This is a genomic window from Streptomyces sp. NPDC050263, assembly GCF_040655955.1.
Taxonomy (GTDB): Bacteria; Actinomycetota; Actinomycetes; order Streptomycetales; family Streptomycetaceae; genus Streptomyces.
In genome coordinates this window covers 12,826-33,972 of the sequence record NZ_JBFAKW010000048.1, presented here as the reverse complement: position 1 = coordinate 33,972, position 21,147 = coordinate 12,826, and the positions used below count along the sequence as shown (strand labels likewise).

Sequence of the window (21,147 nt, the reverse complement as noted above, 5' to 3'; positions counted from 1 at the left end):
GCCGTGTCATATTCGGCAACCCCCTGAAACCGATCCCGTACGTGGAGTAACCTCAGCTCCATTTACACGCTGGGGATTCGATCGAACACGTTCCGTGACCATGGACGAGCGTGCGCATTACTTCACCGGGAAGAGTGAGGCGACCTCGCCCGGGCCGTCGCGGAGAGTGTTCAGTTCCCGGCGATGCGCAGCGCCGCGTCGGCGGTGGCGCGGGCGAACTCGGAGACGGAGCGGTCGGGATCCGAGCGGTGGACGAGGATGACGCCCTCGATGAGCCCGAAGACCAGGTCGGTGCGCAGATCGAGCGCACTCTTGGCGAGCACGCCGCCGGCCGCCGTCGCGGCGATCAACTGACGGTAGGCGTCCTTGAGTTCGGCGCGCACGGCATGGAAGCCGGCGAACCGCTCGGTGCGCACCTCGGGCAGCAGATAGAGGCCGCCGAGATTGTGCGAGCCGCCGCAGAGCAGCTCCACGTCGGTGCGGCACAGCTCCCACAGGCGGTCCTCGGCCGCTCGCGCGTCGTCCGCGAGCAGCTCACGGGCACAGGCCAAGGAGGGCGTGACCGTCGACTCCAGCAGCTCGGCGAGCAGCTCCTCCTTGCCGGAGACGTAGTGGTACATGGAGGCCTGGCGCATGCCGGCCCGCTCGGCGACGGCCCGCGTCGTGGTGGCGGCGTAGCCGCGCGTGGTGAACAACTCCGCTGCGGCCACCAGCAGTTCGGCGCGCGGCGCGAGCCCGCTGTCCGGGCGCTGCGCGACCCGGGGCCGACCCACTCGACGTCCGCTGCTCGTCCCCATGCGTTCGATCCTCGCACACGACGCCGGAAGGCGATCTTCGGGCGAACCCGGTGAGAAGTCGGTAACCGGCCCGCAACCCGAGAGCAACGGCGACGACCCGACCCGGACCTAATTTCTGTCGGGCGACAGAAATTAGACCGAGCTGCGGAGGTCCGCACATGGCGGCGACAGCGACCACTCACGGAGCACGCGCCCACGCCCGGGCCCAGGCGGGCGCCCGCGCCGAGAGCATGCCGGTCGTCCCGGCCCGGGACTGGCAGGACCCGCCCTGCGAGGCGGGCCTGCTGGTGTGGGCCGAGACGGTCGCGGGCGGCAACTACACCCACCGGGTCCTCGCCCGCGGCACCGAGCTGCGCCTGACCGACCTGCACGGCGACGCCTGCGCCCACCTGCTGCTGTACGTGGAGGGCCGCCCCTGGGAGCGGCTGAACGTGGCGGACACCGTCAAGGTCCAGTGGAACGCCTACCTCGGCGAGGGCGTGCTCCTCCTGTCGGACCAGGGCCGCGTCCTCGCCTCGGTCGTCACCGACACCGCCGGCCGGCACGACGCCCTGTGCGGCACCTCCACCCTCGTGCGCAACACCGAGCGCTACGGCGAGGGCGCCCCGCAGTCCCCCTCCCCGGCCGGCCGGGAGCTGTTCAAGCTGGCCGCCGCCAAGAACGGCCTGGAACCCCGGGACCTGCCGCCCTCCCTGTCCTTCTTCCAGGGGGTCGAGGTCCGCGAGGACGGCTCCCTCGACTTCACCGGCTCGGCGGGCCCCGGCGGCAGCGTCACCCTGCGCGCCGAGCAGGACCTGACCGTGCTGATCGCCAACGTGCCGCACCCGGCCGACCCCCGCCCGGACTACGTCAGCACCCCGCTGGAGGTCCTCGCCTGGCGGGCCGCGCCGACCCAGCCCGGCGCCCCCCTGTGGGACGCCACCCCCGAGGGCCGCCGCGCCTTCCTCAACACCGCCGAATTCCTCACCGCCAGGGGGCTCGCATGAAGACCGTCGTTCCCGCCCGGGCGGCCTGGTCGTCCGTCCTGCGCACCGGCGAGACGCTGACCATCACCGACCTGCACGGCAACCAGGCCGTCGACTTCCTCGTGTACGACGCCCACGACACGTCGGTGCGCTACAGCGCCCCCGACACGATCCACGCCCAGGGCGGCATCTTCCTCACCACCGGCAGTGTGCTCATGTCCAACGAGCACACCCCGCTGATGACGGTGACCGCTGATGCCGTGGGCCGCCACGACACCGTCGGCGGCGCCTGCTCCAAGGAGTCCAACACCCTGCGCTACGGCCACCACACCTTCGCGCAGCACGCGTGCGTGGACAACTTCCTCGCCGAGGGCGCCAAGCACGGCCTGGGCAAGCGGGACCTCGTCTCCAACATCAACTGGTACATGAACGTGCCCGTCGAGAAGGACGGCACCCTCGGCATCGTCGACGGCCTCTCCGCACCGGGCCTCGTCCTCACCCTGCGCGCCGACCGGGACGTCCTCGTCCTGGTCTCCAACTGCCCCCAGATCAACAACCCGTGCAACGGCTTCGAGCCGACGGCCGTGGAGATGACGATCACCGCTCCGGCCGACGGCGAGGACCCGGCATGAGCTTCGACAAGCCGCTGTTCGACAAGCCGCTGTTCGACACGCTGCTGATCGCCAACCGGGGCGAGATAGCCGTCCGCGTCATCCGCACCGCCCGCGCACTCGGCCTGCGCACGGTCGCGGTGTACTCCGACCCCGACCGCTGCGCGCCCCACGTCCGGCTCGCCGACGAGGCGGTACGGCTCGGCCCGGCGCCCGCCAAGGAGTCCTACCTCGACGCCGACCTGGTCCTGAAGGCGGCCGTGGACACCGGCGCGGGCGCGATCCACCCCGGCTACGGCTTCCTCTCGGAGGACGCGGAATTCGCCCGCCGCTGCGCCGACGCCGGGATCGTGTTCGTCGGACCGACGCCGGAGCAGCTCGAGCTGTTCGGCGCCAAACACACCGCCCGGGCGGCCGCGGAGGCGGCCGGGGTACCGCTGGCGCCAGGCACCGCACTGCTGGCATCCTTGGCCGAGGCACAGGAGAAAGCCCAGGTCATCGGCTATCCGGTCATGCTCAAGGCAACCGGGGGCGGCGGCGGGATCGGCATGTCCGCCTGCCGCTCCCCCGAAGAACTCGCCGACGCCTGGGAACGCGTCCAGCGCGTCGCCGCCGCCTCCTTCTCCTTGGCCGGCGTCTTCCTGGAACGGCTCGTCGAACACGCCCGCCATGTCGAGGTGCAGGTCTTCGGCGACGGCGAGGGCAAGGTCGTCACCTTCGGCGACCGCGACTGCTCCCTCCAGCGCCGCAACCAGAAGGTCCTGGAGGAGGCGCCGGCGCCCGGACTCCCCCCGCACATCCGAGAACGACTCGCCTCGAAGGCCCGCGACCTGTGCGCCGCCGTCGACTACCGCTCCGCCGGCACCGTCGAGTTCGTCTACGACGCGGCCCGGGAGGAGGCCTACTTCCTGGAGGTCAACACCCGGCTCCAGGTGGAGCACCCGGTCACCGAGGAGATCTACGGCGTCGACCTGGTCGCCTGGATGCTGCGCCTCGCGCGCGGCGAGCGGGACGTCGTCGTCGCTCCCGGCCCGCCCCGCGGCCACGCCGTCGAGGCCCGACTGTACGCGGAGGACCCGAGCCGCGAACACCGGCCCAGCGCGGGCCTGTTGACGCGCGTCGAGTTCCCGGCCGGGGTACGCGTCGACGGCTGGGTGGAGACCGGTACCGAGGTGACGACGTCGTACGACCCGATGCTCGCGAAGGTGATCGCCTACGGCCCCGACCGGGACCACGCGCTGCGACGCCTCGACGAGGCACTGGCCCGCACCCGCGTCGACGGCATCGAGACGAACCTGGGCCTGGTCCGGGCCGCGCTGACCGACCCGCGATTCGTGACGGCCTCGCACTCGACGGCCACGCTCGCCGAGGTGCACGACCCGACCCCGCGCATCGAGGTCGTCTCCGGCGGCACCCTCACCACCGTGCAGGACTGGCCCGGCCGCACCGGCCACTGGCAGGTGGGCGTGCCGCCGTCCGGCCCCATGGACGACCGCTCCTTCCGCCTCGGCAACCGCGCGCTCGGCAACCCCGAGGGCGCCCCGGGCCTGGAGTGCACCCTCCAGGGCCCGACCCTGCGCTTCACCCACGCCACCACGGTGTGCGTGACGGGCGCGCCGACGCCGGTCACCCTCGACGGCACGACGGTCGCGCAGTGGGAGCCGGTGACCGTCCCCGCGGGTTCCGTGCTGGCGGTCGGCGCGCCCGGCGAGCACGGCCTGCGCACGTACGTCCTGTTCGCGGGCGGCCTCGACGTCCCCGCCTTCCTGGGCAGCGCGAGCACGTTCACGCTGGGCCGGTTCGGCGGACACGGCGGCCGAACCCTGCGGACCGGGGACGTCCTGCACGGCGGCACGGTCGCCGAGGGCACGGGAGTCCTGGAGCGGCCGGACTTCACCTCCGTCTGGCACCTCGGAGCCGTCGAAGGCCCGCACGCCGCACCGGAGTTCTTCACCGAGGACGACATCCGCGACTTCTACGCCGCCGACTGGAAGGTCCACTTCAACTCGGCCCGCACCGGAGTGCGCCTGATCGGGCCCAAGCCGCGCTGGGCGCGCACCGACGGCGGCGAGGCGGGCCTGCACCCGTCCAACATCCACGACACCCCGTACTCGGTCGGCGCCGTCGACTACACCGGCGACATGCCGGTGCTGCTCGGCCCGGACGGGCCCTCGCTCGGCGGGTTCGTGTGCCCGGCGACGGTGCTCAGCTCCGAGCGCTGGAAGCTGGGCCAGCTCCGCCCGGGCGACACGGTCCGCTTCCGGCCCGTGGACGTGGACGGCGCGGCGCGCGCGGAGATCGTCGACGGGGGCGTGCTGGCCCGGGACGGCGACATCACGTTCCGCCGCAGCGGCGACGACAACCTGCTGGTCGAGTTCGGCCCGATGCAACTGGACCTGGCCCTGCGGATGCGCGTCCACGCCCTGATGGAGGCGGTGACCGCGGCGGACCTGGAGGGCGTCACCGACCTCACCCCGGGCATCCGCTCGCTCCAGATCCAGACCGACCCCGGCCGCCTCCCCCAACGTGAACTCCTCGCGGCCGTGCGGGAGATGACGGCGGCCCTGCCGCCCACCGGCCAGCTGGTCGTCCCCTCCCGCACCGTGCACCTCCCGCTGTCCTGGGACGACCGGGCGACCCGCGAGGCCATCGCCCGCTACATGGCGGGCGTCCGCGACGACGCCCCCTGGTGCCCGTGGAACATCGAGTTCATCCGCCGGGTCAACGGCCTGGAGTCGGTCGCGGACGTCTACGACACGGTCTTCGACGCGGAGTACCTGGTCCTGGGCCTCGGGGACGTCTACCTGGGCGCCCCGGTCGCCACCCCCCTCGACCCGCGCCACCGGCTCGTGACGACGAAGTACAACCCCGCGCGCACCTGGACGGCCGAGAACTCGGTGGGCATCGGCGGCGCCTACCTCTGCGTCTACGGCATGGAGGGCCCCGGCGGCTACCAGTTCGTGGGCCGCACGACCCAGGTGTGGTCGCCGTGGCAGCAGCGCGGCGCGTTCGAGCCGGGCTCGCCCTGGCTGCTGCGGTTCTTCGACCGGATCCGCTGGTATCCGGTCGACGCGGACGAACTCCTCGAACTGCGGGCCGACATCACCTCGGGCCGCTTCGTGCCGCGCATCGAGGAGGGCGCCTTCTCGCTCGCCGAGCACCAGGCCTTCCTGGCCGACCACGCGGACTCCATCGCGGAGTTCAGGTCCCGCCAGCGTGCCGCGTTCGCGACGGAGCGGGACGCGTGGGAGGCGGCGGGCGAGTTCGCCCGGGCGCAGGACACGGCAGCTCCGTCAGCTCCCCCGGCCGAGGTCACCGTCCCGGCGGGCGGTCGGCTGGTCGAGGCCGAATTCGCCGCGTCCGTATGGCAGTTGAACGTGTCTCCCGGCGACGAGGTGACGGCGGGCCAGCCGCTGCTCGCGCTGGAGGCGATGAAGATGGAGTCCAGGGTGCACGCGCCGGTCGACGGCGTGGTGGCGCAGGTCCTGGCCCGCCCCGGCGACCAGGTCGAGGCGGGGACGGCCCTGCTCGTCCTGGCCCCGGCCACGGCCTGAACGAGGAACGAGGAACAACGCGATGTCCAGCACTCTCTCCCGAGTCCGCGCCGCCTACGCCCGCATCGAAGCGGTCGACCGCCCGGAGATCTGGATCGATCTGCGCCCGCAGGACGACGTCGAGGCGGAGGCCCGCTCGCTCGACGAACGCGTGGCGCGGGGCGAGCACCTGCCGCTGGCCGGCCGGCTGTTCGCCGCCAAGGGCAACATCGACGTGGCGGGTCTGCCCACCACCGCGGGCTGCCCCGCGTACGCCTACCGTCCCGCGACCGACGCCCCGGTGGTCGCCGGGCTGCGTGCGGCGGGCGCCCTGCTCCTGGGCACGACGAACCTGGACCAGTTCGCGACCGGCCTGGTGGGCACCCGCTCCCCGCACGGCGCGGTCCGGGGCGCCCTCGACCCGGCGCGGATCAGCGGCGGCTCCAGCTCCGGCTCGGCCGTCGCGGTGGCCCTGGGCATCGTCGACCTCGCTCTCGGCACGGACACGGCGGGCTCGGGCCGGGTCCCGGCCGCCTTCAACGGCATCGTCGGCCTCAAGCCCACCCGCGGCCTGGTGCCCACCGAGGGAGTCGTCCCGGCCTGCGCGTCCCTCGACTGCGTGACGGTGTTCGCCCGCACCCTCCCCGAGGCGGAACGGGCCATGGCCCATATGACGACCGGCACGGCCGCGCCGTCCGTCCCCGGCCGGGCCCCCGGCCCGTGGCGCATCGCGGTCCCGCCCCTGGCCCAGCTCGGCGAGCTCGACGAGGGCTGGCCCGAGGCGTACGAGGCGGCGGTACGGCAGCTCGCGTCGGCCGGGGCCGAGATCCGCACCCTCGACCTGACCCCGTTCACCGAGGCCGCCGCGATGCTCTACGAGGGCGCGTTCGTCGCCGAGCGGTACACGGCGGTGGGGAGCTTTGTCGACAAGTTGCTGTCGGAGGGCGGTGCGGGCCTGGATCCGACGGTCGCCGGCATCATCACCCGTTCCCGCGACATCCCGGCCCACCGCCTCTTCGCGGACCAGGACCGCCTGACGGCCCTGCGCACCCGCGCCCTGACCGAACTGGCCGACGCGGACGCCCTGCTCCTGCCCACCGCCCCCGGCCACCCCACCCTCGCCGAGGTCGCCGCCGATCCGCTGGGCGCCAACGCCCGCCTGGGCCGCTTCACCAACTCCACGAACCTCTTCGACCTGGCGGCGGTCGCCGTCCCGGCCGGCGAGGTGAACGGCCTGCCCTTCGGCGTGATGCTGATCGGACCGGCCCACACGGACGAGCGGCTGGCGGGGATCGCGCCCTTGCTGCAACCGCAGGCCTGCCTGGCCGTGGTGGGCGCCCATCTGACCGGCCAGCCCCTGAACCCCCAACTCCTGTCCCTGGGTGCAACCTTGGACCGCACGACCACAACGGCCCCGGTCTACCGTCTGCACGCCCTGCGCACGACCCCGCCGAAGCCGGGCCTGGTGCACGTGGGAGAAGGAGGCGCAGAAATCGAAACGGAGATCTGGCGCCTCCCGGCAGAGGGCCTGGGCCGACTGCTGACGGCGCTCCCCCGCCCGATGACGCTGGGCAGCGTGCAGCTGAAGGACGGCACCGCCGTCCCCGGCTTCCTGTGCGAACCAGGCGCACTGACGGACGCCGAGGACATCACCGGGTACGGAGGCTGGCGCTCATATCTGGACAGGTCTTAGGGGGACTCACCCGACGGACGAGTAGGCGACAACCCCCCGCAGCAACTGATCGACAGCCTTACGAGCAGCCTTGGCCACGGTCGACCCCTCCGCGGCGGACGCCGCGGAAATCTGCCCCAGCACGTCGATCACCTGCTTGCACCACCGCACGAAGTCCCCGGCCGGCATCTCCGCCTCCCGAAGCACCTCGTCCAGCCCCTTCCCCGAGGCCCACATATACGCGGACCAGGCGAAGCCGAGATCGGGCTCGCGCTGTCCCACGCCCTCGGTCTGGCTGATCCGGAAGTCCTCCTCCAGGGCGTCCAACCGCCCCCAGATCCGGACCATCTCGCCGAGCGCGGCCTTCGCCTTGCCCGAGGGCAGCTTCGGCGCCATCGCGTCGTCGCTGGCCCGCGCCTCGTACACCAACGTCGAGACGCAGGCGGCGAGTTCGGCGGGGGCGAGCCCCTCCCACACGCCCGCGCGCAGGCATTCGCTGGCGAGCAGGTCGAGCTCACCGTAGAGACGGGCGAGCCGCTTGCCGTGTTCGGTGACCTCGTTGCCGCGCAGATAGTCCAGTTCGGTCAGCAGCGCGACGATCCGGTCGAAGGTGCGGGCGATGGTGTTCGTCCGTCCCTCGATCCGTCGCTCCAGCTGCGAGGTGTCGCGCAGCAGCCGGTGGTAGCGCTCGGCCCAGCGGGCGTGGTCCTCGCGGTCGGTGCAGCCGTGGCAGGGGTGCGCGCGGATGGCCGTCCGCAGCCGGGCGATCTCGCGGTCGTCCGCGGCCTGGGCGCGCTGCTTGCGGGCCCGCTCCGGCGGGATGTGCCCGGCCTTCGTGCGCAGCGCGGAGGCGAGGTCACGGCGGGACTGCGGCGAGCGCGGGTTGAACGTCTTGGGGATCCGCATCCGCTCCAGCGCCTCGACCGGGACCGGGAAGTCCATCGAGGCCAGCCGCTTGACCTGGCGCTCGGCGGTGAGGACCAGGGGACGCGGCCCGTCGTGCTGGTCGAAGCCGCGGTGGCCGTTGGCGCGGCCGGCGGGCAGGCCGGGGTCGAGGACCAGCGCCAGCCCGGCGTACCTGCCGGTGGGCACATGGATGACGTCACCGGGCTTGAGCTTCTCGAGCGCGACGGCGGCCTCGGCGCGCCGCTGGGCCGCGCCCTGCTTGGCCAGCTCGGTCTCGCGGTCCTTGAGGTCGCGGCGGAGCTGCGCGTACTCGTCGAAGTCGCCGAGGTGGCAGGTCATGGAGGCCTTGTAGCCCTCCAGACCCTCCTCGTTGCGCTGGACCTGCCGGGAGATCCCGACCACCGACCGGTCGGCCTGGAACTGCGCGAACGACGTCTCCAGCAGCTCGCGCGAGCGGTGCCGCCCGAACTGCTCGACCAGGTTGACCGCCATGTTGTACGACGGCTTGAAGCTGGAGCGCAGCGGGTAGGTGCGGGTGCCCGCGAGCCCGGCGAGGTGGTCGGGGCTCATGGCGCGCTGCCACAGCACGACGGCGTGCCCCTCGACGTCGATGCCACGCCGGCCCGCGCGCCCGGTGAGCTGGGTGTACTCGCCGGGGGTGATGTCGGCGTGCTGCTCGCCGTTCCACTTGACGAGCTTCTCCAGGACCACGGACCGGGCGGGCATGTTGATGCCGAGCGCGAGGGTCTCCGTCGCGAAGACGGCCTTGACCAGCCCACGCACGAACAGCTCCTCGACGACCTCCTTGAACGTCGGCAGCATGCCCGCGTGGTGGGCGGCGATGCCCCGCTCCAGGCCCTCCAGCCACTCGTAGTAGCCGAGGACGTGCAGGTCCTCGTCGGGGATGGAGACGGTGCGCTCCTCGACGAGGGCGCGGACTTCGGCCCGCGCCTCCTCGTCGTTCAGCCGCAGCCCGGCGTACAGGCACTGCTGGACGGCGGCCTCGCAGGCGGCGCGGCTGAAGATGAACGTGATCGCGGGCAGCAGCCCTTCGGCGTCGAGCCGCTCGATGACCTCCGGCCGCCCCGGCGTCCACACCCGCGACCGCTGTCTGCGCTCCCGCTCGCGGTCGGCCTCGCGCATGTTGCGGCCGCGTCTGCGGTCCTGGTAGGAGGGCCTGCTGGCCTCCATCCTGGCCAGCCGGGCGAGGTCGGGGTTGACGGCTCGGCGGTTGCCCTCGCCCTCCTCGAAGAGGTCGTACATCCGCCGCCCGGCGAGCACATGCTGGAACAGCGGCACCGGCCGGTGCTCGGACACGATGACCTCGGTGTGCCCGCGTACGGTGTCCAGCCAGTCGCCGAACTCCTCGGCGTTGGAGACGGTCGCGGACAGGGAGACCAGGGTGACCGACTCGGGGAGGTGGATGATCACCTCTTCCCACACGGCGCCCCGGAAGCGGTCGGAGAGGTAGTGCACCTCGTCCATCACCACGTATCCGAGGCCCAGGAGCGTCTGCGAGCCGGCGTACAGCATGTTCCGCAGCACCTCGGTGGTCATCACGACCACCGGGGCGTCGGAGTTGACGCTGTTGTCGCCGGTGAGCAGGCCGACCTTGTCGCCGCCGTAGCGGCGGCACAGGTCGGAGTACTTCTGGTTCGACAGCGCCTTGATGGGTGTCGTGTAGAAGCACTTCTTGCCCTGCTGGAGGGCGAGGTGGACGGCGAACTCGCCCACGATCGTCTTGCCCGAGCCGGTGGGGGCGGCCACCAGGACGCCCTTGCCCGCCTCGAGTGCCTGGCAGGCCTCGATCTGGAAGGGGTCGAGACCGAAGTCGTACATCTCGCGGAAGGACGCGAGCGCGGTGGCCTGCTCGACAGCGCGCTTACGGGCTGCCGCGTACCGCTCGGCCGGTGAGAGATCGTCTGTCATCGTGCTTTCGAGCGTACCGGGCCGCACTGACAACAGGACGATCATTATCCGGATCTCCTGCCACAACACCTGGGTACGCCCAGCTCACGGGCGCACAGGGGGCACAGAGGGCACCCGCCGCACAGCCTCGTGACACGCACCGCGCCCCGGGGTGAGCCGAAAGGCACTCCCCGGGGCGCGACGGAAGTCATGGCCGGTCGTTCATGGCCGGCGGGACGACCCCACGGGCTCGGTGACGATCGTCAGGTCACGTCGTCGTAGCCGTTGACGCGGTCCGTGCTCGTCTGCTCCGGCACCGTGCCGCCGGCGGAGACGGTCTCGACCTCGCCGATGTCCTCGGGGGTGAGGTCCAGGTCGGAGGCCTCGTCGTCGTCGGGGCCCTCGGCCTCGCGGCGGCGTCGACGACGGTCGTTCAGCACGGAGAAGCCGGTCGCGCCGAAGTACAGGATCCAGATCGGTCCGGCGAGCGCCAGCATCGAGACCGGGTCGGTGCTGGGCGTGGCCACGGCGGCGAACACCGTGATGCCGATGATCATGGCCCGCCACCAGCCGAGCATGCGCGTGCCGCTGACCATGCCGGTCAGGTTGAGCATGACCAGCAGCAGCGGCAGCTCGAAGGAGAGGCCGAAGACGATGACCATGCGCGTGACGAGCTGGAGCAGGTCGTCGAGCGGCAGGAGGTTGCTGACCCCTCCCGGGGTGAAGTCGATCAGCACCTTCGCGGTGGTCGGCAGCACCGCGTAGGCGAAGTAGCCGCCGCCCAGGAACAGCGGGACGCCGGTGCCGACGAACGCGTAGGCGTACCTGCGCTCGTGGTTGTGCAGGCCCGGCGCGATGAAGGCCCACAGCTGGTAGAGCCAGACCGGCGAGGCGAACACGATGCCGGCCATCAGGGAGACCTGAAGGGCCAGCGTGAAGGGCGCGAGGAGGCCGTTGATCGTGATGCTCGCGCACTTGTTGGTGGCGTCACCCGAATTCAGCTGGCTCGCGATCTCTTCGAAAGTCTTCCCACAGCCGACCGAGTCGAGAATCGGCTTGGTGAGGAAGTTGATGATGTCGTTGTAGAAGAAGGCGGCTACGACCGTCACGACGACGATGGCCAGCATCGCCTTCGCGAGCCGGTTGCGGAGCTCACGAAGATGATCCGCGAGGGGCATCCGCCCCTCGGGGTCCTTCTCCTGCTTGCGGGCAGACTTCAGCAACCCACGTTCCCATCTCGTGCGGCGGGCCGGAGGTCACCGGCCCTGCGTCAGCGCTTGGTCGTGTCCGTCGGCTCCGTGACCGGGCGGGAGCTGGTCACGTCGCCGGGGGCGGCCTGGATGGTGCGCTGCGCCGGGGGCTGCTCGCCGGGGGTGGGCGGGGCGGCCGGAGCGGCCGCGTTGTTGCTGCCCTCGTCCTTCATCGCCTTGGCCTCGCTCTTGAGGATGCGCGCGGACTTGCCGAGCGAGCGGGCCATGTCCGGAAGCTTCTTCGCGCCGAACAGCAGGATGATGACGACGAGGATGAGAATGATCTCGGGGGCTCCGAGCCTTCCGAACATAAGTTTTTACCTTCTCACCGAGGCGGCTGGGTGGGGTGCTGTCCGATCGGTCGGACAAGTGTCCGAAGGATCGTGCTCGCAGCGATCGTAACGCTCAGGGGTAAACGTGAGGCAATCCCCGTGCGTACTCCCGGTCAGCGGTCCGGGCCTCGTTCTCCGAGCCGCGTCAGCAGCGTACCTGCCCCCGCCAGCTGCGCGGGAGGGCGAAGTAGCCCAAAACGCATGAGCCGCTCGACTCACAGGACCGCCACAGCGCTCGGCGAAGCTCACCACAGCAGCTGTCACAGGGTGTCCACAGCCCGGGCCGCGCTCACCGCCGCCCGCTCCAGCTCCTGAGCCGCCCGGTCGATGCGACGCGCGGACTCCGCGACCTGCCGCCCCAGCCGCTGCGCCTCCAGGAAGACCCGCACGGCGAACACCCCGAGAACGGCAAGACCCACAAAACCCACGACAACCGCGAACATCGGCCAGAACATAGCCGCGAGCCTAGACCCCGCTACGGAGTGTGCAGCCGCAGGGTGCGGACGCCGCCGCCGGTGAGGAGTTCGACGATCCGCTCGCCGGCCGGCTTGCGCACGGCCGCTCCGCAGTCGGGGCAGGTGAAGGAGTAGAACGTGGTGCGGCTGGAGGCGCCGATCGCCAGCATCAGGGCCCCGGCCGCGAGCTCGAAGTGCGCCCGGCAGTCCGGGCAGCCCGCTCTGAACCGGACCGGGGCCACGCTGCGCATGCCCGCGAACGCGGACGCCACCGACACGTCCCGCACACCAGAGGTCACCGACTCGCTCAAAGCCCCTGCTCCCGCCCCTCGAACCGACCGTCGTCGCCCGCCCCCCGCACCGCTGTCCCGTCGTACGCCGCCAGCGCCTCGCGGGCGGCCCGACGGGCGCTGTCGGCGAGCTCCGGCGGCGACACGATCCGGCCGTCGCGGCCGAGCCGCAGCGCCAGCCGCCGCAGCGACGCCGGGTCGGGCGTGCGCAGAGTAATACGCAGTCCGCCCTCCGGAAGCTCATCGGCACTGTCGTGCGGGTAGTACTCGGCGACCCAGCGGCCGCCCGGATCGACCTCGACCACGACCTCCGGATCCTCGGCGGCCGGCTGCACCAGCCCCTCCGACAGATCCCGCAGCTCGATCTCGGGCGGCGCCGACGGCTCGTCGAGGATCCTGATCTCGGCGACCCGGTCCAGCCGGAACGTGCGGCGTGCCTCCGAGCGGCGGCACCAGGCCTCCACATACGTGTGCCCGACACTGACCAGCCGGATGGGGTCGATCTCGCGCTCGGTGACCTCGTCCCGAGCCGGCGAGTAGTAGCGGATCCACAGCCGGCGCCGCTCCGAGATCGCCCGGTCGACGTCCGCGAAGACCCCGCCCTCGGACTCGAACGTCACCGACAGCCGCGCGCTCGCCCCGGCCGCCTCACCGGCCGCGGCCTCCACCTTCGCCGTCGCCCGCAGCAGCGCCTGCCGGTCGCCCTCGCGCAGACCGGGCAGCGTGGCCACCGCCCGCGCCGCCACCAGCAGCGCCGTCGCCTCGTCGGCCGCCAGCCGCAGCGGCTCGGCGGCCTCCGCGCCGAGCGCGGCCGGGTTGTGCCACCAGATGCGCTCACCGTCGGTGTCGATGTCGAGCAGATCGCCGCCCCGGAAGCTGGTGCCGCACATGGGCAGCACGTCGAGGTCCGAGACCAACTCGTCCTCCGTGATGCCGAAGGCGCGCGCCACGTCCTCGATGCGCGCGCCGGGGCGCTCCCTGAGATACGTCACCAGGGAGAGCATCCGCCGGGTCTGGTCGATCGCGTTCGCCGGCCTGACCGGTTTGCCTGCCACTGTGTTGCTCGCTCCCCCTCAGCCCTTGGCCACGGCCCGCAGCCGGTCCACGACGTCCGCCCGCAGCTCCGCGGGCTCCAGGACCACCACGTCCGGCCCGAACTCCACCAGCCAGGCGTCCAGCCCGTGGCCGTACGGAATCTCCAACTCGTCCCAGCCGTCCCCGAGTTCCCGCACCGAGCCGGCCTTCGCCCGCAAGGGGTATCCCGAGCCCGCCCGCAGCCGGATCAGCGCGGTGCGGTCGGCGGTCTCCCCCGCCCAGCTCGCGACCGTCTCCCGCACGGTGACCACATCGGGCACCGGCGCCGTGAAAGCCGCCCCGCGCGAACGCACCCTGCCGGTGATCCGCGACAGCCTGAAGACCCGCTCGGCGCCCCGGTCCCGGTCGAAGCCCGCCAGATACCAGTGGCCGCGCCAGCACTCCAGCGCCCACGGCTCGACATGCCGCGGCTCCGGGTGCGCGGCGGTGGCCTTGCGATAGTCGAACACGACCGGCCGACGGTCACGGCAAGCCAGCATCAGCGGCTCGAAGGCGGCCTCGTGCACCGGGATCCGGGGCTCCAGCGCACCATGCGCCTCGTACGGGTCGACGTCCTCGGGAAGCCCCGCCGCGCGCAGCTTCTGCAGGGCGCCGCTCGCCGCCCCGGCCAGCCGGGCCTGCTGCCACACCTTGGCGGCCAGACCCAGCGCCGCCGCCTCCTCGGCGTCGAGCGTGATCGCCGGCAGTCGGTTGCTGTCCCGCCGGGCCAGGTAGCCGATCTCGCCGTCCAGGCTCTCCACGGTCTCGATGACCAGGCCGAGCTCCCGCAGATCGTCCTTGTCCCGCTCGAACATCCGGTTGAACGAGTCGTCCGACCCCGTCGCACCGCTGCCCGGCCGGAAGGTCTCGACGTACGCCTCGATGGAATCGCGCAGCTCGCGCTTGCTGAGCGGCCGCCGCGTCCCGAGCAGACACAGCGCCAGGTTCATCAGCCGCTCGGCCTTGGCAATGGCCATCGACGCCCTTCGCCTCCCCTATGGTGCTTACGATCGTCGACCGTACCGCCCCGCGGTGCCCGGACAAAGCCGAGGGCCCACGCCCGGGCGGGCATGGGCCCCAGATGATCGACACCGGTCGCACGGCGATCGGCGCGGACCGGCTCCTTCGACGATCAGACCCCGAGCAGGTCCACCACGAAGATCAGCGTCTCACCGGGCTTGATCGCCGGGGTCGGGCTCTGGTTGCCGTAGGCGAGGTGGGCCGGGATGGTCAGCTGCCGACGGCCGCCGACCTTCATGCCCTGCACGCCCTGGTCCCAGCCCTTGATGACCCGGCCGCCACCGAGCGGGAAGCGGAACGGCGTCCCACGGTTCCAGCTGGCGTCGAACTCCTCACCGGTGCTGAAGGCGACACCCACATAGTGGACGGAGACGGTCTGACCGGCCTGCGCGACCTCGCCGTCGCCCTCCCAGATGTCCTTGATCTCGAGGTCCGCCGGGGGCGCGCCTTCGGGGAAGTCGATCTCGGGCTTGTCGATGCTCACGTCACTGCTCCTGCATGTCTCACGGAAAGGCAACACGGACAGTCTTACACCTCTGGCGGCCTCACATCTTCGCGAGGATGTCCACCGAGAACACCATCGTCGAGTCCTTCTCGATACCGCTGCCGCTCGGCGGGCGGTCCCCGTAACCCAACGACGGCGGAACCACGATGACGACCCGACTGCCCACCTTCTTGCCGGCCAACCCCTGCGCCCAGCCCTTCACCACCTGCTGCAACGAGAACGACGTGAGCTCGCTGCGCCCGTACGTCGAGTCGAACTCCTTGCCCGTGTCCCACACGACGCCCTTGTACTGCACCAGCACACTGTCGTCCGCCGCCACGACCGCGCCGTCGCCCTCGAGGACGTAGTTCGCCACCAGCTTCGTCGGCGGGTCCGCCTTGGGAATCTCGATCGAAGGCGCCTTGCCGTCGGTGTTCGTGCCCACCTTCGGCAGATCCGCGTCGCTCTGCGCCACCTTCTCGCCGTCGGCGGAACTCTTGGCGTTGAAAGTGCCCTTGATGTCGAAAACGAACACCAGCGTGTCGGTGCCCGTCACCCCCACCTGCGAATTGCCCTCCTTGCCGAAACCCCAGGTCGGCGGCACCGAGAACAGAACCCTGCTGCCGGTCTTCTTGCCCGTCAGCGCATAACGCCAGCCTTCGAGAGTCGTGCCCTGCGCAATCTGGGTGACCAGCGGCACCTTACGGTCGTAGGAATTGTCCAGCACCTTCGCACTGGCCCAGATCTGCCCCAGATAGTCGGCCTGGATGTAGTCCTTCTCCGCGACGGGCTTACCACCGCCCGCGATCACCGTCTTCACCGCCAACTGGTCCGAAGGCTCACCCGTGCCCTTGGCGATCGTCGGCTTCTCACCGAACTTCACCCCCGCGGTGATCGCCGGCAACGGACCGTCGACGATCTTCGGCGCAGGCGCCGCGGACGGGCCCGAAGCCGACGGCGACGCACTCTCGCTCACCTTGCTCGAGTCGGACTTTTCATCACCGCACGCGGAAAGAGTGACCAGTCCCGCGGGTACGGCGGCAAGAATGAGTGAGCGTCGGCGCACGGTGAAAGCCTCGTAATCGGTCGATCTTCTGATGGCGTGCGCGCAACTCTACGACGTGAAACGGGCACCGTACGGAAAACGTACGGTGCCCGTGTTGCGTTCCGTGCCTCTGCGGAACACGACCCTCACATGCCGGCGATCAGCTTCTCCACCCGGTCGTCCACCGACCGGAACGGGTCCTTGCACAACACCGTGCGCTGCGCCTGGTCGTTGAGCTTCAGATGCACCCAGTCCACCGTGAAGTCCCGGCGCTGCTCCTGCGCACGGCGGATGAAGTCACCGCGCAACCGCGCCCGAGTCGTCTGCGGCGGCACCGACTTGCCCTCGAAGATCTTCAAGTCGTTGCAGATCCGCGCGGCTTGACCCTTGCGCTCCAGCAGGTAGTACAGACCACGACGACGGTGGATGTCGTGGTACGCGAGGTCTATCTGCGCCACCCGCGGATGCGACATCGTCATGTTGTGCTTGGCCCGGTACCGCTCGATGAGCTTGTACTTCATCACCCAGTCGATCTCGGTGCCGATCCGGTCGAGATCCTCCGCCTCGATCGAGTCCAGCACCCGGCCCCACAGCTCCAGGACCTGGTCGACCGTGCCGGTGCGGATCCCACGACGCTCGACGAAGTCCACGGCCTTCTCGTAGTACTCGCGCTGCACCTCCAGCGCCGAGGCCTCCCGACCGCTGGCCAGCCGCACCTTGCGCCGGCCCGTGATGTCATGACTGACCTCACGGATCGCCCGGATCGGGTTCTCCAGCGTCAGATCCCGCATCACCGTGCCCGCCTCGATCATGCGCAGCACCAGGTCGGTCGCACCGACCTTCAGCAGCATGGTCGTCTCGGACATGTTCGAGTCGCCCACGATGACATGCAGTCGGCGATACCGCTCGGCGTCCGCGTGCGGCTCGTCACGCGTGTTGATGATCGGCCGCGAGCGGGTCGTCGCCGAGGAGACGCCCTCCCAGATGTGCTCGGCCCGCTGACTGACGCAGTAGACCGCCCCACGGGGCGTCTGCAGCACCTTGCCCGCGCCGCACAGCAGCTGCCGGGTCACCAGGAACGGGATCAGGATGTCCGCGAGCCGGGAGAACTCCCCGTGCCGGGCCACCAGATAGTTCTCGTGGCAACCGTAGGAGTTGCCCGCCGAGTCCGTGTTGTTCTTGAAGAGGTAGACGTCGCCCGCGATTCCTTCCTCGTGCAGGCGTCGCTCCGCGTCCACCAGGAGTCCTTCGAGAATGCGCTCGCCGGCCTTGTCGTGGGTGACCAACTCGGTCACGTTGTCACATTCCGGTGTCGCGTATTCCGGATGCGATCCCACGTCAAGATAGAGACGGGCGCCGTTCCGCAGAAAGACATTGCTGCTTCGGCCCCATGACACGACACGGCGGAAGAGGTACCGCGCCACCTCGTCGGGAGACAGTCGACGCTGTCCCCTGAACGTACATGTGACGCCGTACTCGTTCTCCAGCCCGAAAATGCGGCGGTCCATGACTGAACATTACGCCCGATCCCCTGAACTGAAACGGGGTTCGGCAGCACGGTTTGGATCATTTTCCGATGAAGCCGCAACCATCCCACCCCCGGCCGGAACTGCGAGTACCCGCCCCGTGGCCAGCAAAACCACCAATGACACGGCACCCGCGACACCCGGCACCGCGAACCCCCACAGCGCCCCGCCCGCCTCCACGACCGGCCCCGCAAGCCCCGTTCCCACCGACGCGCCCACCGTGAACATCGTCACCAGCCACGAGAACGCCTCGGTCACCGTCCCACGCGGCGCATGCCGGTCCACGATGACGAACGCACAGGCCAGCACCGGCGCCAGGAACAACCCCGCCAACGTCGCCAACGCCACCATGGCCACCGCGCCCGGCATCAGCATCAGCGGCAGATAACACACCGCCAGAAACGCCACCAGCACCCGCAGTCGCCGCTCCGGCGCACCCACCCAGTGCCGCGCCCCGTACGCCATACCTCCGACCAGCGCCCCCAGACCCAGCGCCGCCATCAACCACCCGTACACCGCGTCACCGCCGTTGTCGTCCGCGTAAGGCACCGCCGCCACCGTGATGGACCCCATGGCGACCCCGACGAAGAGCAGCGCACCCAGAAGCACCAACAGCCCGGGCGAGCGCAGCGCGCCCAGCCAGTGCGCCTCGCGCGCAGCGGACCGCCACGCGCGCGAGGGCGGCGACAGCACCACCGACAGCGCCCCGAGCACCCCCACCCCGTTCAGCACCAGCAGCGCCGCCCGCTCCGACCACACCGACGTGCACAACGTCACCAACAACGGCCCGACCGTGAACATCACCTCCTGCGCCACCGCGTCCATCGCGTACGCCGTCGGCACCTGGTCCTCCCGGCGCAGCACCGAGGGCCACAACGCCCGCAGACCGCCCTCCAGGGGCGGCGTGAAGAGCCCGCCGACCACCATCGCGACATACGCCACCGGCAGCGGATCCGTGCCCGCGAACGCGAAGAACCCCATCGCCAGCGCCGACACCGACGCGGCGGGCAACTGGACCCGCGGCTGCCCATACAGATCCACCAGCCGCCCCAGCACCGGCTGACCCACCGCACTCGCCACGCCGTACACGGACACCAGCGCGCCCGCCAGGTGTACGAGGCCCCCTCCGCCCGCACGAACAGCACGATCGCGATCGCGGAGGTGGCGTTCGGCAGCCGGCCGACCAACGTGCCGGTCAGCAGCCGGGCGGCGTGCTTCGCCCTCAGGATCTCCAGGTATCCCGCGTATCCCCCGGCCAATGTCCCGCCTCCATCGCGTCCGCCGTCGGCTCGCCCGAGGCAGTGGGCCACCCCGAGGTTTTACGTATAACGTCTCTTGTCATACGTACCATGTGCGCTGTTCACCAGTCCAGACGAAAGAGCAGGCCCACGGTGCCACGAGGTAGCACGCGCCCGACGAGCCGCGACGTCGCCCAGGCCGCGGGAGTCTCCCAAGCCGCCGTCTCCCTCGTCCTCGGCGACAAATGGCGCGGCCGCGTCTCCGAGACCACCGCCGAACGCGTCCGCGAAGCCGCCCGCGACCTCGGCTACCGCCCCAACCTCGCCGCCCGCAACCTCCGCCTCGGCCGCACCCGCACCGTCCTCCTCGTCGTCCCCGTCCTCACCACCGAATTCTTCGCCGGCGTCTACACCGGCGCCGCCCGCGTCGCCGCCGACCACGGCTTCGGCGTCGTGCTCTACCCCTCCCCCGAAGGCGTCGGACCGGCCCGCGACCCGTTCGCCTCCGCCCAAGCAGCCCTGGACGGCGTCCTCGCCTCCTCCATGGCCGCCGACGCCCTCACCACCATCCGCGGCGACCAACTCCCCCTCGTCATGCTCGACAGCGACCCGGCCGGAAGCCTCGGCGCCGCCACCGTCAACCTCGACATCGCCGACGGCGTACGCCAGGTCGCCGACCACCTCCTCCACCTCGGCCACCGCCGCTTCCTCCACCTCGCCGCCGACATCCCCTCCTGGACCTTCGACGTACGCGCCCGCGAACTCGCAGCACGCCTCACCGCCGTACCCGGCACCACCCTGCGCACCGCCCCCGCCCCCATCTCCATCGACGAAGCCCGCACCGCCGCCGAGGCCGCCCTCAACGCCCCCGGACCCCGCCCCACCGCCATCGTCTGCGACGACGACAAACTCGCCGCCGGCGCCTACAAAGCCCTCCGCCGTCTCGGCCTGCGCATCCCCGACGACATCTCCGTCACCGGCCTCGACGACCTCGCCCTCGCCACCGCCCTCGACCCCGAACTCACCACCGTACGACTCGACGCCGAACTCTTCGGCGAACGCGGCATGCAAGCCCTCCTCGCCGTCCTGGACGGCCGAACACCGGACAGCGGAGACATCCCCGTCCACCTCGTCGTACGAGCCTCCACGGCCCCGCCCAGCCCCTCCTGAAACGCCCTGTGCCCCGGCCGACGACTCGACCGGGGCACAACAGGGATGAGCAGCGAAACCGACAGCGCGGACGACCTACTCCTCGTCGGCGCTCTCCGCCTCCGTCGACGCACCGTCCGTCTCCAGCAGACGACCCAGCTGACGACCCACGATCCGCTTGAACTTCCGCGCCTGCGGCCGCGTACGATCCAGCACCGCCACCTCAAGCCGCTCCGCCGGAATCTCCCGCTCAGAGCCGTTCGTGTCCCGCGACAACGCCTGAACAGCCAGCTTCAACGCCTCAGCCAGGCTCATCCCGTCCTGATGACGCTGATCCAGATAACTGCTGATCGCCTCGGCATTACCGCCCACCGCCACCGAACCGTGCTCATCCACGATCGAACCGTCGTGCGGCAACCGATAGATCTGATCACCGTCCGGAGTCTCACCGACCTCCGCCACCACCAGCTCCACCTCGTACGGCTTCTCACCCGCCGAAGAGAAGATCGTGCCCAACGTCTGCGCGTACACGTTCGCCAGACCACGCGCCGTCACATCATCCCGGTCATAGGTGTAACCACGCAGATCCGCGTACCGCACACCACCGATCCGAAGATTCTCGTACTCGTTGTACTTACCGGCGGCCGCGAAACCGATCCGGTCATAGATCTCGCTGAACTTGTGCAGCGCACGGGACGGATTCTCACCGACGAACACAATGCCGTCGGCATACTGCAGCACAACCAGGCTGCGACCACGCGCGATGCCCTTCCGCGCATACTCCGCGCGGTCCGCCATCGCCTGCTGGGGTGAGACATAGAACGGCGTCGACACCGGTTATCCGTCCCTTTCTGTCGAAATCACTGCATCACCTGGGATAAGAACGGGACCG

At 70.8% G+C, this 21,147-nt stretch carries 17 protein-coding genes and 1 pseudogene; 5 read left to right on the top strand and 13 right to left on the bottom strand.

The window, feature by feature from the left end; genetic code table 11:
• Positions 1-170: 170 nt before the first annotated feature.
• Positions 171-797, bottom strand: a complete 627-nt coding sequence (locus AB0J04_RS22130; protein ID WP_363170254.1) for a helix-turn-helix domain-containing protein — start codon at positions 795-797, stop codon at positions 171-173.
• A 158-nt stretch (positions 798-955) separates the two neighbouring features.
• Here AB0J04_RS22130 and AB0J04_RS22125 point away from each other — a divergent pair, with 158 nt between their 5' ends.
• Genes AB0J04_RS22125 through atzF form a run of 4 tightly spaced genes read left to right on the top strand, consistent with a single transcriptional unit; the run spans position 956 to position 7,599 of the window.
• On the top strand, positions 956-1,783 hold the full coding sequence (locus AB0J04_RS22125) for an urea amidolyase associated protein UAAP1 (protein ID WP_363170253.1): 828 nt from the start codon (positions 956-958) through the stop codon (positions 1,781-1,783).
• Complete coding sequence (locus AB0J04_RS22120; RefSeq protein WP_363170252.1) at positions 1,780-2,394, top strand: urea amidolyase associated protein UAAP2; 615 nt, start codon at positions 1,780-1,782, stop codon at positions 2,392-2,394. Before AB0J04_RS22125 ends, AB0J04_RS22120 begins: the two co-directional genes overlap by 4 nt.
• Positions 2,391-5,927, top strand: coding sequence for a 5-oxoprolinase/urea amidolyase family protein (locus tag AB0J04_RS22115; protein WP_363170251.1), 3,537 nt, complete (start codon positions 2,391-2,393; stop codon positions 5,925-5,927). Before AB0J04_RS22120 ends, AB0J04_RS22115 begins: the two co-directional genes overlap by 4 nt.
• Before the next feature lie 22 nt (positions 5,928-5,949).
• Positions 5,950-7,599 (top strand): allophanate hydrolase, encoded by a 1,650-nt coding sequence (gene atzF / locus AB0J04_RS22110; RefSeq protein WP_363170250.1) that lies wholly within the window; start codon positions 5,950-5,952, stop codon positions 7,597-7,599.
• 6 nt (positions 7,600-7,605) lie between these two features.
• Here atzF and AB0J04_RS22105 read toward each other — a convergent pair whose 3' ends face one another.
• The 11 genes and pseudogenes from AB0J04_RS22105 to AB0J04_RS22055 form a co-directional block, all read right to left on the bottom strand.
• Positions 7,606-10,458, bottom strand: a complete 2,853-nt coding sequence (locus AB0J04_RS22105) for a DEAD/DEAH box helicase (RefSeq protein ID WP_363170249.1) — start codon at positions 10,456-10,458, stop codon at positions 7,606-7,608.
• A gap of 197 nt (positions 10,459-10,655) precedes the next feature.
• Complete coding sequence (gene tatC, locus AB0J04_RS22100; protein ID WP_363170248.1) at positions 10,656-11,615, bottom strand: twin-arginine translocase subunit TatC; 960 nt, start codon at positions 11,613-11,615, stop codon at positions 10,656-10,658.
• Positions 11,616-11,662: 47 nt separating this feature from the next.
• Complete coding sequence (tatA, locus tag AB0J04_RS22095) at positions 11,663-11,953, bottom strand: Sec-independent protein translocase subunit TatA (protein ID WP_363170247.1); 291 nt, start codon at positions 11,951-11,953, stop codon at positions 11,663-11,665.
• A 281-nt stretch (positions 11,954-12,234) separates the two neighbouring features.
• Positions 12,235-12,429 (bottom strand): hypothetical protein, encoded by a 195-nt coding sequence (locus AB0J04_RS22090; protein WP_363170246.1) that lies wholly within the window; start codon positions 12,427-12,429, stop codon positions 12,235-12,237.
• Between the two features lie 20 nt (positions 12,430-12,449).
• Positions 12,450-12,740, bottom strand: a complete 291-nt coding sequence (locus AB0J04_RS22085) for a hypothetical protein (protein ID WP_363170245.1) — start codon at positions 12,738-12,740, stop codon at positions 12,450-12,452.
• On the bottom strand, positions 12,737-13,774 hold the full coding sequence (locus tag AB0J04_RS22080) for a WYL domain-containing protein (RefSeq protein ID WP_363170244.1): 1,038 nt from the start codon (positions 13,772-13,774) through the stop codon (positions 12,737-12,739). The genes AB0J04_RS22085 and AB0J04_RS22080 overlap by 4 nt, the downstream gene beginning before the upstream one ends.
• Positions 13,775-13,792: 18 nt before the next feature.
• Positions 13,793-14,770 carry a WYL domain-containing protein gene (locus AB0J04_RS22075; RefSeq protein WP_363170243.1) on the bottom strand — a complete coding sequence of 326 codons (978 nt, stop codon included), beginning with the start codon at positions 14,768-14,770 and terminating at the stop codon, positions 13,793-13,795.
• A gap of 155 nt (positions 14,771-14,925) precedes the next feature.
• On the bottom strand, positions 14,926-15,297 hold the full coding sequence (locus AB0J04_RS22070) for an FKBP-type peptidyl-prolyl cis-trans isomerase (RefSeq protein WP_351908129.1): 372 nt from the start codon (positions 15,295-15,297) through the stop codon (positions 14,926-14,928).
• Positions 15,298-15,358: 61 nt separating this feature from the next.
• Complete coding sequence (locus AB0J04_RS22065) at positions 15,359-16,363, bottom strand: FKBP-type peptidyl-prolyl cis-trans isomerase (protein ID WP_363170242.1); 1,005 nt, start codon at positions 16,361-16,363, stop codon at positions 15,359-15,361.
• Positions 16,364-16,488: 125 nt separating this feature from the next.
• Positions 16,489-17,850 carry a Pup--protein ligase gene (pafA, locus tag AB0J04_RS22060; protein ID WP_153291526.1) on the bottom strand — a complete coding sequence of 454 codons (1,362 nt, stop codon included), beginning with the start codon at positions 17,848-17,850 and terminating at the stop codon, positions 16,489-16,491.
• Between the two features lie 9 nt (positions 17,851-17,859).
• A pseudogene (locus AB0J04_RS22055) lies at positions 17,860-19,127 on the bottom strand (MFS transporter).
• Between the two features lie 132 nt (positions 19,128-19,259).
• Between AB0J04_RS22055 and AB0J04_RS22050 the strand changes: the two are divergent.
• Positions 19,260-20,276 carry a LacI family DNA-binding transcriptional regulator gene (locus AB0J04_RS22050; RefSeq protein ID WP_363170241.1) on the top strand — a complete coding sequence of 339 codons (1,017 nt, stop codon included), beginning with the start codon at positions 19,260-19,262 and terminating at the stop codon, positions 20,274-20,276.
• Between the two features lie 75 nt (positions 20,277-20,351).
• Here the strand turns inward: AB0J04_RS22050 and prcA are convergent, their stop codons facing one another.
• Positions 20,352-21,089 carry a proteasome subunit alpha gene (prcA, locus tag AB0J04_RS22045; protein ID WP_363170240.1) on the bottom strand — a complete coding sequence of 246 codons (738 nt, stop codon included), beginning with the start codon at positions 21,087-21,089 and terminating at the stop codon, positions 20,352-20,354.
• Between the last annotated feature and the right edge of the window lie 58 nt (positions 21,090-21,147).